Genomic DNA, 13,664 nt, shown 5'->3' with positions numbered 1-13,664 from the left:
ACGCAACGCTCGGCTTTTGATGCGCATCATTGTTCCTTTTATAAGGCGACTTCCCGCTTACCGAAAACTAAAACAGCATAAAGAGAATATGCGCAAAAATGCCTGCACACAATCCGCCGATGGTATGGCTTAAAATCGAACGACCGGTCAAATCTTTGCAACCAAGCGCTTCCATCATCGCAACGTGTGTGGAAAGATAGCCTGACCAGCACATGCAAATCGCGGTGAAGACGGCGATGTCATTTCCGCTAACTGCACCAACCTGTGCCATGTTTTTCACCACGCCGATAGCGGCGCCGCTGGAGCCCAGAGCGGTAATGGGGACAGCGATACCTTCCGCACTGGTAAACCCGAAGAGCGGACGAAGCACAAACGAGAGTTTCTGTCCAATCCAGGGTAGGACAGGAACGCCTTCGCCGGCCGCTCCGGTATAGACGCCACCGGCTCCCGGACCGTTGGTAAGCAAAAGGACAATCGTGCAAATGCCGAGGACGCCGGGGATGATGGCCATACCCATATCCACCCCTCGTTTCCCGCCATCTAAGAGCGCCTCAATAAAACGCTGACCGACGCTTCCTTGACGGACGATACGCATGGTCGAAGGCAACTTGCCCTGTACGGTAAAGCCTTCTTGCGCATGAGTGCCATATTTCTTTTTGGTCGCCCGAAGCATCAGACGCACGCTCACCACACTGCCGAAGACCGCGCCAAGATTGCCCAGAAGGGCGGCTTTTAAGGCACCTTCCACAGGAAGTGCCATCATGGTAGTCGTGGTAATCAGCCCCATACCAAATGCCGTGCCCAAATTTGTCAGTGCCGGCTTTTGGTAATTCTTAAAATAGCGAATGAAGTTTTCTTCTGTGGCCAAGGTTAAAATGGCCGGATTATCGGATAAGTAACAGTTCATAACACCCAAGGAGGCTGCCCCGGGCAAATCATAAATGGGCTTCATGATGAGTGAGAGCACTTTATTCACTAACGCAATCAGGCCGAATTCCGAAAAGAGGCCGGACACTGCGCCGGCCATTACGGAGATGGCCATAATATAAAAGCAGGTGTGCATCAGGCTTTCATAGGCCGTGTTCATGAGCGTCATCAACATATTTGTTGCACCCATAACCTTCCCCATGCCGATAAAAAAGCCGAAGAAGCAAAGAAGAAATAAAACGCTTTCCAGACCGAAAATTTTTTTTAATCGTTGTTCGCCGTCCACCCTCAACCCTCCTCTATAACTATATATACGATATAAAAATTATAGCAAATCCGCCATAAGATGGAAGGTCTATGAACGGTAATGGGTACAATGATAGAAAATTCTTACACGATTCGGTACCGGTTTTGCTCTTTGTGTCGTATGTTTACAAGTCCGAAGGAGGCTTCTATGGATTATCCGTTGTTGCTCTATTTTTTTGTCTACGCATCCATCGGTTGGATGATGGAGGTCGGTTATAACGCCGTTCATTCCGGACGCTTTATCAATGCCGGCATGCTCAGTGGCCCATGGTGTCCCATCTATGGCTTCGGCGCTTGTGCGGTCCTTTTATTTCTCTCCGATATTGCAAATACCAATAAATTGCTTCTGTTTTTTGGCTCTATGCTGATCGCTTCCATCATTGAACTGGTAACCGGGTTTGTGTTGGAGAAATTACTGCACCGGAAGTGGTGGGACTATTCCGATCGACGCTTGAACCTTGGAGGCTATATCTGTTTAGAATATTCCCTCCTCTGGGGCATGTGCTGCTTTGTGCTGTATGAAGCCGTGCATCCTCTTCTACGCCGTTTGATCCGCTTGTTGCCGGTGAAACTTGCTTGGATCATCACATCGGTTTTGCTTCTGCTGATTCTCATCGATGCGACAAGCATGGCCGCCACCCTTCTCGGTCTCAACAAAAAGTGGAAATGCTCGGCAAAAATCAGCCGCGATATGCGAAAAGTATCTGATCAGATTGGTGAGCGTGTCTATGTGCATACACGCGACCTCGAAGAGAAACGCCAGGAACTTCAAGAAAGCGAAGCGGCAAAACGCATCGAAAAACGTCGCGAAAAGCTTCTGGATCGCTGGCTGGCATTCAGTGAAAAGCGAATGCTCAAGGCCTTCCCCCACCTAATGCGGGAAAATGAAGACGAAAAGAAGGACGCGGAAGGAAAATAATATGCATTATCTCTTAGTCGATATCGGCTCTACGTTTACCAAGGGCAGCCTCGTCGATACCAAAAAACACCGCATTATCGGCCACGGAAAGGCCATTACCACCATTGAAACCAGTGTCATGCACGGCATTCGGGAAATGCTTTCGGATCTTGAACAAGATGCTCATCAGCGCGGACACCGGCTGGTTTTTACGGATGGTAAATGTTGGGATCGCGCGCTGCTGTGCTCTTCTGCGGCCGGCGGTCTCAAAATGATTGCTGTCGGATTAGGACGACACCTCACCGCGGAAGCCGCCGCCCGTTCCGCCTTAGGTGCCGGCGCACGCATATTAAAAACCTATGCGTTGGAACTTTCCGATGACGACTTGCGCGAAATGGAGCGCCTGCATCCCGATATTCTCCTGCTCTCCGGCGGAACGAATCATGGAAACCGTCGAAGCCTTGTGGATCATGCGCGAAAGCTCTCTACCCTTTCGATTCGCTTTCCCATCGTTATTGCCGGAAATACGGAAGTTGCGAAAGAAGCGGCCGATATTCTTTCCGATTTTGACGTGACCGTCACGGAGAATGTCATGCCGCAGGTGAACGTTCTGAATGCCGATCCGGCACGTCGTGAAATTCGACGTCTTTTCATGGAGCGCATTACCCACGCCAAGGGGCTGGACGAAGTAAGTGCAACCATCGGGCCGGTGCTGACGCCTACGCCGGATGCCGTTTTGCAAGCAGCGCGCCTGCTCTCTCTCGGAACGACCAATCGCCGGGGTATGGGAGATTTGCTGCTTGTGGACATCGGCGGAGCGACGACGGATATTCACTCGGTGGGCAAAGGAAAACCCGCCTCCCCCGTCATTTCCATCGACGGACGCGAAAGCGAGTTGCGCATAGAAGGCTTGCAGGAACCTTTGGATAAGCGCACCGTTGAAGGCGACCTCGGCATGCGTTATTCCGCCTGGAGCCTTTATGAAAGCGTGGGCAGCGAAGCGCTTGAAGCACTTCATCCCGCCGACTACGCCAAGGAATGCGCCATGCGCGCCGAGCACATCAAATGGATTCCGAAAACGCCGGAAGATTTTGCCATTGATCGCGCGTTGGCTCGATCCTGCGCGCAAATGGCTCTCTCTCGGCACGTCGGCACGCTTCGCCGCGATTACGAGAAAGGGCGCTATATCTACTACCTCAGCGGAAAAGATCTGTCGTCTTTTTCCACCATCATCGGGACGGGTGGCGTCCTGGTTCATCAGGATCAGCCGGCGTATATTTTGCGTCCGGATACGCACCTACTCTATCCGCAGCATCCGAAGCTATATCTGGATCGTTCATACATCCTTTCGGCCATGGGGCTGTTAGCAACCGAAGAAGCGGATGTAGCTTTTGATCTGTTATCCTCCTCACTCACGCGACTCTAAAAAAAAGCCGGTTGTCCGTTTTCCCGACAACCGGCTTCTCTTCTTTTTTTCGCCGTACCGATAGGATTTGTTCCCTCGGCTTAACTTTCCTGCAAATATGCGCGCTCAAAATGATCCCGATTCGGATCAAGCAACAGCATTGCCTCATGCAGATACTCTTCTTTTGAACGGTCACAAGCCGCAGCAAAACGAGCGGCTTCTGGGGTCTTTTCGGTCTCTTTCAATAAACGATACGCCGCATAGTAGGCAGTTCCTTGTGCGCGCGGATCATTCATTTTTTGCGAAAATTCAAGGGCTTGTTGCAGTGACGTTACCGCCTTATCCGTATCGCCTTCCTTCCAGGCAATAAGAGCCACATATGCGTCCAAAACGGGACGTTTCCAGAAGGAATCGAATTTGCCGTAGAGCGGATAGGCGCGGGCGAATTCGGCCTTGGCCTCTTCATAACGGTCCAATGCGAAAAGCGCCTTCCCTTTATTAATGTAGAATACGGACATGGCGGAAAGAGCATTCTTATCTCGTGAAAGCGTAATGGCTTCTTCAAATTCCTGAAAGGCTTCCTCGTAGCGCGCCTGATGAAAGCGAATTTCTCCAATGTAATTGTGCGCTGCTGCAATGTTGATGGCATAACGGCGGGCAACTTCCGGCGTGACGGTAAAGGTTTGAATGGATTCGTTCAAAAGTTGCTCAGCCATCGTATGATGGCCGGTCATAATGTTGTATAGGCCTTTCAAGCGCAACAAAATGCCGATTTCCTTATGGTAATTGCACTGCACCGCTAAATGCAGCGCGCCTTCAATGTAGGAAAGCATCTCTTCCGCCTGGTTGGTTTGAATATTATAGAAAATGAACTGTTTATAACCTTCCAGCTCATAGTCCTTATCGTTGAGCGTTTTTGCCTTGCCGACAGCCTCGCGCATATCTTTAAGCCCTTCCGCATAGGCCCCGTCACGAATAAGATAGCGTCCCTTCATGTAATAAAACTGCATTTCCAGACGCGTCAAATCGGTACCGGAGGTATTGCTCTGCAGGACGTGAAACTTTTCTTCGAGCGTTTCAAACATGCTTTGCAGGCGGTCACGGGAAATATACGCTTCTTCTCCCGCATCCGCTTCCTGGATGCTCAAAATTGGAAAGAGCTCGTGCGAAAAGTTCAGATAATAATTGAGCATCTCCAGCTCAAACTGAATGCTTTTGAGCGGTTCTTCCGCACTGGTATAGTGATAGACCAGCTTTGAATAGAGGTAGAGCGACGGCTTGATTTTCAGTGAATCTTCCAAAATCTGCGCAATGCGCTTGTGGATCACGCGACACTTGGAATGTGGTTGCATCATATAGATGTATTCTCTCAGCTTGACGTGCGTAAAACGAATGCCGATGTCGCTTTCATGCGCCCGCTCCGTCAAAATATTAATGTGTTCCAAATGTTCAATCAACCCGATAATATCGGACTCGCTTCGCCCCATCAGATTTGTCAATACGGAAAGCGGCGCCTCATCATAGAAAAAGCTGACCAGATCCAAAACATCGCGCTCAGGCTTGGATAAATACGCAAAGCGCGCCCGCAACGCGTCCTTCATCTTTTCCGTCATCAGCGAATCGATTTCGGATGTCGTCAACAACTGCACGTACTCCGTCAAAAAGAAGGGATTGCCTTCCGTTTCCTGATAAATTTTTTCCATAATTTCCGAAGAAACGGGCTTTTTCAGTGCTTCCTTGATAAAGGCAAAGGACTGTTCCCGGTCAAAGCGATGCAGAACAATGGACTCCACAAGACCGTAGCTGTTAAGCGTAGCCAGCGCATCTTCTAATTCCCGATTCATCTCCGGACGTGCCGTCAGCAAAAAAATCGCATGCTTTTCCATGCGCAGCATGACGGAAGTCAAAAGACGTACGGACACGTCATCAAGCCATTGAATGTCTTCCAATACAATAATCAGAGAATGGGAGCGTGCAATTTCACGCATCCCTTCAAGGAAGATCTGCGTCAGTAAATCAAAGTTAAGTCCCTTGCTGACTTCCGGAAAGAACAATTCCTTGGTGGCGGATTCCAGAGGAGGAAACAGTTGTTTCATGGTGCTGTCCCAATAGGTGGGTAGGGGGATGCCCAAACGCTCAAGCGCTTCACCCATGCGCTCAATGAGCACCGCAAAGGGACGGAGCGCATATTCCTGCTCGGCATTGTAACAGTAGGCCTGCAAAATAACAGCATTTTCTCCGGTTTCTTCCAAGGTTTTTCGTAACAGCGCGCTTTTTCCGATGCCGGCCTCTCCTTTAATCAGCTGAGATTTCGCCTGATGCTTCGGCAGAAGTTGTAAATTCTTCTGCAGCAACGCACGCTCCTGGAAGCGGCCGTAAAAAAATTCTTCATGGAGATTAACGTGTCGTTCACTCACATCAATCTGATTCACCGCTTCTTCATAAATCGTTTTGGTTTCGATATCGGGACTGACGCCAAGTTCGTCACGCAAGAGTTTTTTGAGATTGTAATAGGTTTCAATGACTTTGCCGGTTCGCCCGGTTTTCGCATAATAGCGCATGAGAAGGCGCACACTGCGTTCGTCGTATTCATCCATGTCGATGAGCGTATGGATGGATTTTTCGACGTGTTCGTTGTGTCCCTCTTCAATTTCCTTTTCCAGCTGCTGATAGGCATGGGCGATGTACTTTTCCTCGTAAAACCCGCGCATACGCGTCACCCAAAAATCGTATTGTTCTGAATCCTTTACATAAAAGCCCTGCAAAAAGGGTCCCTCATAAAGCGCCAAGTTGGCTTTGGGATCTTCGGCAAATTGTGTGGCATCACAAACGATGCCGAGCGAGCGGTTCAATTCGAGCAACAGTTTCTTCGGAGAGAGGATAAAGTCTTCTCCGATGCATCGTTTTGCCTGATAAATGGCATTCCGTAAATTTTTCTTCGCAATCGCTTCGTCCTCATCCGGCCAAAGCAATCCGGCAATTTCGGTGCGAGTGATGGTCTCATTGACCGCCAAATAATAAATCATGGCATTGATTTTGTTATAGGGAAAAAAGATTCGTTCGCCATCCCTCTCGACATGAGGCACGCCGAATAGTTTGATGCGTATGGTCATGAGCCCCTCCTCTCTACGCTGCTACGTCATTTCTTCTCCTATTATACTATACGTCAAAATATCGTCCACGATTTGACGGAAAAGAAGACAATGTTTTCCTCTTTTCCTGCTAAATTAGAAAGAAAAAGCGGATAATCGGTTCCGGATATTTTATTACCTTTGGACGCTTGCCCGATACACTGTGCATGACGAGCCTGCAAAGGCTTATTTGCCAAGCCATAGACCGCACGCAACACCGTCTTTCGTTTGACAAGGGCGGAAAAACGGTTCCCGTGTCGGTCCGCCACAGCCAAAAAGCCATTCTCCCGATTTCTGAATGGCAGTAGGAAATAACAAGGTAACATGAAACAGCAATAAGGAGGAAACATGGAAAAAGTAATTTTGAATGGTTCGGATTTGACGCTGGATCAGCTGGTTGCCGTTGCACGCAATCACGCGACCGTCGAATTGGCCCCTGAAACAGTGGACGCCGTAAAGAAATCCCGCGGTATCGTCGAAAAAATCGTCGAAGAAGAGCGTGTTGTTTACGGTATCACGACCGGCTTCGGTTCTCTGCACAATGTTCACATCTCCAAAGAAGACTGCGTACAGCTGCAGGAAAACCTGATTCGTACCCATGCCGTCGGCGATGGCGCTCCGCTTCATGAAGACGAAGTTCGTGCCGTCATGCTGATTCGTGTCAACTCCCTGGTCAAAGGTGTTTCCGGCGTTCGCCTGATCACCGTCCAGACGCTGATTGATATGCTCAACAAGAACGTTGTTCCGCACATTCCGGAAAAAGGATCCTTGGGCGCCAGCGGCGACCTGGCTCCGCTTTCCCATATGGTTCTGCCGATGCTGGGTCTTGGCCGTGCATTCTACGAAGGCAAGCTCATGAGTGGCAAAGAGGCCATGGCGAAAGCCGGTATCGAGACCATCCATCTGGAAGCCAAAGAAGGCTTGGCGCTGAACAACGGCACCACCGTTCTTACCGCCGTCGGCGCTCTTGCCACCTATGATGCGATGCAGCTCTTAAAGCTGTCGGATATCGCCGGTGCCCTTTCTCTCGAAGCCCATCGCGGTATCATCGACGCCTTCTACGAGAAACTGCATGCCATTCGTCCGCATGCCGGCTGCATTGCGACCGCAAAGAACATCCGCAACCTGACCGAAGGCTCGACCTACCTGACCCATACTGCCGAATTGCGCACGCAGGATGCCTACACGCTCCGTTGCATGCCGCAGATTCACGGTGCAAGCAAAGATACCATCAACTACGTCGCATCGAAAGTCGCCATCGAATTGAATGCCGCTACGGATAACCCGATCGTCATTTCCGACACCGAGATCATCTCCGGCGGTAACTTCCATGGTGAGCCGATGGCACAGCCGTTTGACTTCCTGGGCATCGGTGCAGCCGAAATCGGTAACGTCTCCGAACGCCGCATTGAGCGCTTGGTCAACCATCAGCTTTCTGACTTCCCGTCCTTCTTGGTCAAACATCCGGGTCTCAACTCCGGCTTCATGATCACGCAGTACAGCGCCGCTTCACTGGCATCCGAGAACAAGGTTCTTGCCCATCCGGCAAGCGTGGACTCGATTCCGTCCTGCGAGAACCAGGAAGACTTCGTCTCCATGGGCACCATCGCGGCACGCAAAGCGCGCGACATCGTCCGCAACAGTCTGCGCTGCGTCGCCACCGAAATGCTCGCTGCGGTTCAGGCCATTGACTTCCGCAAGGAAATGACCGACGGCAAACTCGGTGTTGGTACGCAAGCTGCTTATGACGCCGTTCGTGAAAAACTCAACTTCATCGCCGATGACCACGAAGTGGAAATGTACGATGAGCTCGAGAAGATCACCGCGCTTCTGCTTGACGGCAGCCTGCTGAAGGCCGTTGAAGAGAAAGTGACCTTGGATCTTCAGTAATTCAAGTACAGCGAAAAAACAAAAAGGAGAGGAAACCTTCACGGTTTCCTCTCCTTTTTATCGTTTTGTCCTGAAACGAAATCCTATTTTTTTCTGCAAAGTGACGTTCCTCGTCATCGTCAAAGGAGCGATTGCGGATAATGCAGGTCGTTATGCGTGTTATCCTTATGCTTGGCTGTCTCTCGATAACGAAAGCTTTCTTACTTCAACGATAATCAATCCGGCAAGCCAAAGCGATACAAATTCAAGATTCACCCAGTCAAAAATTGCCGGGTATTCCACCACCGGCATAATACAGGTGGCGTAAAACACACCACTTGCGCCTAAGCAAAGCACACCGCCAATCACAAAGGGCTTGCTGAGGATGGTTCCTTGCTCACGATAATGCAGAACCAAATAGACAACGAGCGTCACAACAAAAAGGATGCCAATCACCCATTTGGCAAAAGTGAGGAAGGAAAGAAAGAAGTCAACCGAACCCGATTTTTGGGGCGTAGCAATTTCCGTCATTGCCATCCACTTTTCAGGGGTCATTTGACGAAAATTGATGAATGTCTCATGTTGAAGGACAAAGACAGCAGAAAAAAAGAGCAGTTGCCAAAGAATATTCAGAGGAATTGCCCATTTTAGCCAATCATGCCAATCCGGTTTCATCCTTTTGGTATTCATAAAAGCTCCTTTCTCCATAATAAGATGTCCTTTTCGCTATTGTATTTACCCCCCCCTCTATGCTAAAAACAGGAGCCTAAAGCCTTATTCTTTTTCATATAGCGCATAATGCTGCGGCGCTTCAAAGAAAAAGTCTGCACGATCAATGAGCCGGTAACCGGGAAATTCCCTCTCTTCTCCTCTTGTGACGATGAAATCGACACGTTTCTCAAGGATCGCATCCTCCTGCTCCTGCTCCATTTCTGAAGAAGGAAGATTCAATCGGCAAAAAGCGCGAACATTCGGTACGATTCCGGTCACCGTGTAAAAGCCGCCATCCAGGAAGCCGTAATTTAGAAGCGTCGGGTGTTCTTTTTTTTGGATCTGTTGCGCAAAGCGATATTGAGGCAACTCTTCGCGAGCGGTTCCTCGCAAATAGGCATTCGGTGAGAAAAACGTGGCGTAACTGACAGCAAAAGCTAACGTCAATATGCCGGCCTGAACGAAAGAAGAAAGCGCTTTTCGCTCGCCACGCCTTTCCTTAGTCCTGTTCTCTTGCGACGTTTCCATCGATACTCCCCTGCGATTCCTGAAAACGCGTTGCCAAAAGACGGCTGACCATTCAACCAACGCGGCACATCCGATACAGGCAAAAACAGCGAGTGGCAGCGCATAGTAAACATAAAATCGTCCACCAATATAGATAAAGAACAGCAGAAAAAACGCCTGAACCAACAAGTGAAGAAAGGTACGCAAAGGACGATAAATCAAACACCAAAACAGACCAAGCGCCCCCATGCTGAACACAAGGCCGAGCGTTGCCCTGGCAATCCCATAACCGGTTTTCAGGTTGGAAAACAGCGAATTTCCTTCTCCATCAACACGTGAATAGGAAAACAAATTATCGATAAAATAGCCCTGAACGAGATCCGATAGCGCCCCTTGCAGAAGAAAATAAAGCAAGATGGGAACCGTAATCAGCAGTAGGCCGACAAATATTCCTCCAAATAGACGAAGCAAAGCGCCCATACCGGCCTCTTTCACCGTGACAAACGCCACCATGAAAATCCAGCCGATATAAAGGCCTACCAGCGTGTATTTGCTCCAGAACACCATGCCCGAAGTGATTCCGATCGCGACGGCTTGTCCAAAGTGCATCGGCTGTTTTCTTTCCACTACCAACAGCCCCTGATAAAGTGCATAGGCAAGCGGTGCCAATGCCAGCTGTTCGACACTGTCCCCATGTGCAAAGGGCCGTGATGAAAAAACGAGTGCGCCCATTAAAGGAAGAAGAACAAGCACCATCGATTTTTCGGTCAATACACGGCAAGCGCGATAGCTATACCATAGGAAGCCGAATGCCGCAGCGATTTCCAACAAATATACGCCGAAAAAAGTGCGGTACGAAATCATGGCGGAAACGGCATGGAGCATATACAAAAACGGCCCCTTTTGTTCCCACAGGTCGCGATACGGCAGAAGTCCACTTAACATAGATTTTCCAACGGTAAAGAAGCAATTGGCATCCACCCAGTCATTGAGCGGATAGAGCGGTGACGATTTGGAACACAGCGTAATCAACAGTACAGCGGCAAGCAGAAGATACACCGCAGCCATGCCTTGACGCAATCTTTGCGATGACGTCATCGAAGGCATCGTTTGTTCCAAAACGTGGAGCTCGCCCGAAAGGGAGGATTCGGCGCTTGGTTTATTCATCGGCATCATGAGCATTTTTCCCTTCGCTCTCGACGGTTTTTGCTGCCATCAGATCCGCTACTTCCTGCGTTTCCTGCGATTTTTTCCGTCGCAAAAAAACTCGACTCGTTTTTCTCCTCTGTGCGCTCAGCAACGATATAGCGCGGACGACGTTTTGTTTCCAAATAGATCTTGCCCACATATTCACCGATTACGCCCAAGCAGATGAGTTGTATCCCGCCAAGAAGTGCCGTGGAAAGCACCGTGCTGGACCAACCGGGGACACTATTTCCGGTAAAGTACGAAATCAGCACCCAAATAATCAATAGAAAGCTTAATAACGAGATGAGAAGCCCAAATCCCGTAATAAGACGAATCGGTTTTACGCTAAGGCTTGTTACGCCGTCAAAGGCGAGCGCCAGCATTTTTCGAAGAGGATAATGACTCTCGCCCGCCATGCGTTCACTGCGATCATAGTAAACACTGGTGCAGCGAAAACCGACTAAGGGAAACATACCGCGCAAAAAGATATTCACTTCCCGAAAATCCGAAAATTCATCCAATACGCGCTTGGATACCAAGCGATAGTCCGCATGATTATACACGACATCTGCGCCCATCCAGCGCAGAAGTTTATAAAATGTCTGTGCGCTGGTACGCTTAAACCAGGTGTCCGTATCGCGTTTTTTCCGCACGCCATAGACAATGTCGCAGCCGTCCCGATACGCATCCACCATTTCGTCCATAGCGGAAAGGTCGTCCTGCCCGTCGCAGTCAATGGAAATGGTGATGTCCGCCTTTTCCTTGGCCTCCATCAGCCCTGCAAGCAGCGCATTCTGATGTCCCCGATTGCGGCTGAGAGAAATACCTTCCACCTCTTCGTATTCCCGCGCCGCCTGTTGAATGAAGGACCATGTCTCATCCTTGCTTCCATCGTTGACAAAAAGAAGGCGACTTTTCGCATCAATTTTTCCCTCTTCCACCATCTTCGTTCGCTGCGCAAGAAAAAGCGGCAACGTGACCGGCAGAACCTTCTCCTCGTTGTAACATGGGATGACGATATAGAGTATCGGGCGCATGACCCCTCCTTTGGACAAAACGTTTCGGATCTTTTTTTCATCATAGCAGATCTTGTGTCCCATGAGGTTTCAAAATGGAGAGGGAGAGTGCGATGTTCAAGTATGCTTATTTCATTGCTAATTCTCTTTCGATTGCTTTTTTTACAAAAGCGTTAAGACTCAATCCATGCTGAAGGGAATACACGGCTGCCTGTTTATGCAGTTCAGGAGTAAGTCGAACATTAAATCCGCCTTTGTAAGGTTTTTCCGGCTCTTCCCCGGTCTCTTCGCACAACAATATATAGGCATCTACTGCTTCATGAAAATCACGAATAAGAGACTTTGCGTCTTCTCCTTCATAAGAAATCAAAGAACGAATGCCTGTAACTTTTCCATAAAAAACTCCATCCTCTTCCGAGTATTCTAAGGTGCCAATATAGTCTTTATATCGTAATACGTTATCCATCAAGTTCCCCCATTTCTCCTAATGCCTCTAAAATGACTTTTATCTGATACGTAAGCAATTCTTTCCTTCCATGCGGCTTGTGGAGAATCAGCGTTGGAAAATTCTCTTTATAATATGCAACACGAGAGCCGCTAGTTTTTCCTTTGTTTCGTTCTTCATAGCCTAAATAGGATAAAAGGCTCTTTAATTCTTCATAGGTAAAATCTTTTGGCTTCGCTTTTATCCTCTGCATAAGCTTGTCTTTTTTCGTCATAGCGCTCTCCTTTTGTTGAGCGTAGCACTCTATAAAGAAATTTGCAACTATTTTTAGTTGCATTCAAACAGTATTGTACGCGCTTTAACATATCTGAATAATAATGACGCAAAAAGAGACGGCTAAAAAACCGTCCCTTTCCTTTTTCCGTATCAATTTCGCATCATCCGTTTTAGAAACAGCTAAATCTCAACGTTTCCATCATATCTATTCGGAGTGACAGGATTTGAACCTGCGACCCCTTGTCCCCCAGAAATTTTTTGCGATTTTTTCGATCTGGCGAAATCACCTTAAAATGTTGATTTTTAGCCATTTCTAAGGCTCATTGCGAACATTTGTTCACGGTATTTGTCCCCACTTTCACAACCTACTGGGGACAAAATGGGGACAAAAACCATAGCGTAATCGGGGTATTATTCCGCGCTTTCATCTATCATTTTTCGCCGTTCTTTGATTAACTTTTCCAGCTCTTGAAGATCTTCTTCTGTGGCATGGCTACGGATGAAAAGTCTTGCCGTTCTCCTATAACCGTCTATGCGTGTTTTCTCTCTGTTGCGCTTACGGTATTCCTCTATCGCCCGCTTTTGTGCATCACTTGTTTTTGCCATAGTATCCTCTCCATACAATAACAAGGGTGGCGATCGACGTTATAAGAGAGCAGATGCTCACAATCAGCTGTAATTCTTTCATATTTCCTCCTTTATGGGTATACTTACAATACGCCCCCCAGAGGGGGCGAGGGGATTATTCCCCTCGTTTTTGTTCTCTGATCGTCACTATCATCGTTATTACGTTTGCCAGCGTTCCGATGATTGTGGCGATCATTGTTATTATCTCTATCAATTCATCACCTCCTTTCTGTATATATTATAGCGCGTTCGCTATATGCTGTCAACACTTTTCAAGCGATTTAATCGCAATTAAATGTGTATATTTCAACGTTTCTTCTGAAATCCTCACGATAAGTCACGCGATTTTTTGCACAAA

At 48.5% G+C, this 13,664-nt stretch carries 12 protein-coding genes; 3 read left to right on the top strand and 9 right to left on the bottom strand.

The genetic code is table 11. The annotated features are described in order from the left end of the window. Positions 1-67 precede the first annotated feature (67 nt). Positions 68-1,213, bottom strand: a complete 1,146-nt coding sequence (locus BN3910_RS06530; RefSeq protein ID WP_066925641.1) for a CD0519/CD1768 family membrane protein — start codon at positions 1,211-1,213, stop codon at positions 68-70. Between the two features lie 168 nt (positions 1,214-1,381). Here BN3910_RS06530 and BN3910_RS06525 point away from each other — a divergent pair, with 168 nt between their 5' ends. Together BN3910_RS06525 and glmL are read left to right on the top strand one after the other, a co-directional pair. Then, positions 1,382-2,152, top strand: a complete 771-nt coding sequence (locus BN3910_RS06525) for a putative ABC transporter permease (RefSeq protein WP_066925638.1) — start codon at positions 1,382-1,384, stop codon at positions 2,150-2,152. Position 2,153: 1 nt separating this feature from the next. Next, on the top strand, positions 2,154-3,557 hold the full coding sequence (gene glmL, locus BN3910_RS06520; RefSeq protein ID WP_066925635.1) for a methylaspartate mutase accessory protein GlmL: 1,404 nt from the start codon (positions 2,154-2,156) through the stop codon (positions 3,555-3,557). 80 nt (positions 3,558-3,637) lie between these two features. Here the strand turns inward: glmL and BN3910_RS06515 are convergent, their stop codons facing one another. Together BN3910_RS06515 and BN3910_RS06510 are read right to left on the bottom strand one after the other, a co-directional pair. Continuing rightward, a complete protein-coding gene (locus BN3910_RS06515; protein WP_066925632.1) occupies positions 3,638-6,649 on the bottom strand; it encodes a BTAD domain-containing putative transcriptional regulator in 3,012 nt (1,003 codons plus the stop codon). Positions 6,650-6,702: 53 nt separating this feature from the next. Continuing rightward, positions 6,703-6,936, bottom strand: coding sequence for a hypothetical protein (locus tag BN3910_RS06510; protein WP_148417349.1), 234 nt, complete (start codon positions 6,934-6,936; stop codon positions 6,703-6,705). 79 nt (positions 6,937-7,015) lie between these two features. Between BN3910_RS06510 and hutH the strand changes: the two genes are divergently transcribed. Further along, positions 7,016-8,557: a histidine ammonia-lyase gene (gene hutH, locus BN3910_RS06505; RefSeq protein ID WP_066925626.1), complete on the top strand. Its 1,542-nt coding sequence runs from the start codon at positions 7,016-7,018 to the stop codon at positions 8,555-8,557. 165 nt (positions 8,558-8,722) lie between these two features. Here the strand turns inward: hutH and BN3910_RS06500 are convergent, their stop codons facing one another. The 6 genes from BN3910_RS06500 to BN3910_RS06475 form a co-directional block, all read right to left on the bottom strand. After that, positions 8,723-9,226 carry a hypothetical protein gene (locus tag BN3910_RS06500; protein WP_066925623.1) on the bottom strand — a complete coding sequence of 168 codons (504 nt, stop codon included), beginning with the start codon at positions 9,224-9,226 and terminating at the stop codon, positions 8,723-8,725. A gap of 84 nt (positions 9,227-9,310) precedes the next feature. Beyond that, positions 9,311-10,921: a hypothetical protein gene (locus tag BN3910_RS06495; protein WP_148417348.1), complete on the bottom strand. Its 1,611-nt coding sequence runs from the start codon at positions 10,919-10,921 to the stop codon at positions 9,311-9,313. A 5-nt stretch (positions 10,922-10,926) separates the two neighbouring features. After that, entirely contained in the window at positions 10,927-11,979 is a 1,053-nt protein-coding gene (locus BN3910_RS06490; RefSeq protein WP_075968007.1) for a glycosyltransferase family 2 protein, read from the bottom strand. A 106-nt stretch (positions 11,980-12,085) separates the two neighbouring features. Beyond that, complete coding sequence (locus BN3910_RS06485) at positions 12,086-12,424, bottom strand: type II toxin-antitoxin system HicB family antitoxin (protein ID WP_066925618.1); 339 nt, start codon at positions 12,422-12,424, stop codon at positions 12,086-12,088. Next, positions 12,417-12,677 carry a type II toxin-antitoxin system HicA family toxin gene (locus BN3910_RS06480; RefSeq protein ID WP_066925615.1) on the bottom strand — a complete coding sequence of 87 codons (261 nt, stop codon included), beginning with the start codon at positions 12,675-12,677 and terminating at the stop codon, positions 12,417-12,419. Before BN3910_RS06480 ends, BN3910_RS06485 begins: the two co-directional genes overlap by 8 nt. Positions 12,678-13,090: 413 nt before the next feature. Next, entirely contained in the window at positions 13,091-13,285 is a 195-nt protein-coding gene (locus BN3910_RS06475; protein WP_066925612.1) for a hypothetical protein, read from the bottom strand. Positions 13,286-13,664: the final 379 nt, after the last annotated feature.

The organism is Murdochiella massiliensis (assembly GCF_900059565.1).
GTDB classification, from domain to species: Bacteria; Bacillota; Clostridia; order Tissierellales; family Peptoniphilaceae; genus Murdochiella; species Murdochiella massiliensis.
This window is presented reverse-complemented; position numbering and strand designations above follow the sequence as displayed.

Coding starts and splice junctions, on each gene's coding strand:
- glmL (WP_066925635.1), top strand. CDS start 2,154: ATGCATTATCTCTTAGTCGATATCGGCTCTACGTTTACCAAGGGCAGC.
- hutH (WP_066925626.1), top strand. CDS start 7,016: ATGGAAAAAGTAATTTTGAATGGTTCGGATTTGACGCTGGATCAGCTG.
- BN3910_RS06475 (WP_066925612.1), bottom strand. CDS start 13,285: ATGGCAAAAACAAGTGATGCACAAAAGCGGGCGATAGAGGAATACCGT.
- BN3910_RS06515 (WP_066925632.1), bottom strand. CDS start 6,649: ATGACCATACGCATCAAACTATTCGGCGTGCCTCATGTCGAGAGGGAT.
- BN3910_RS06485 (WP_066925618.1), bottom strand. CDS start 12,424: ATGGATAACGTATTACGATATAAAGACTATATTGGCACCTTAGAATAC.
- BN3910_RS06525 (WP_066925638.1), top strand. CDS start 1,382: ATGGATTATCCGTTGTTGCTCTATTTTTTTGTCTACGCATCCATCGGT.
- BN3910_RS06480 (WP_066925615.1), bottom strand. CDS start 12,677: ATGACGAAAAAAGACAAGCTTATGCAGAGGATAAAAGCGAAGCCAAAA.
- BN3910_RS06495 (WP_148417348.1), bottom strand. CDS start 10,921: ATGAATAAACCAAGCGCCGAATCCTCCCTTTCGGGCGAGCTCCACGTT.
- BN3910_RS06490 (WP_075968007.1), bottom strand. CDS start 11,979: ATGCGCCCGATACTCTATATCGTCATCCCATGTTACAACGAGGAGAAG.
- BN3910_RS06500 (WP_066925623.1), bottom strand. CDS start 9,226: ATGAATACCAAAAGGATGAAACCGGATTGGCATGATTGGCTAAAATGG.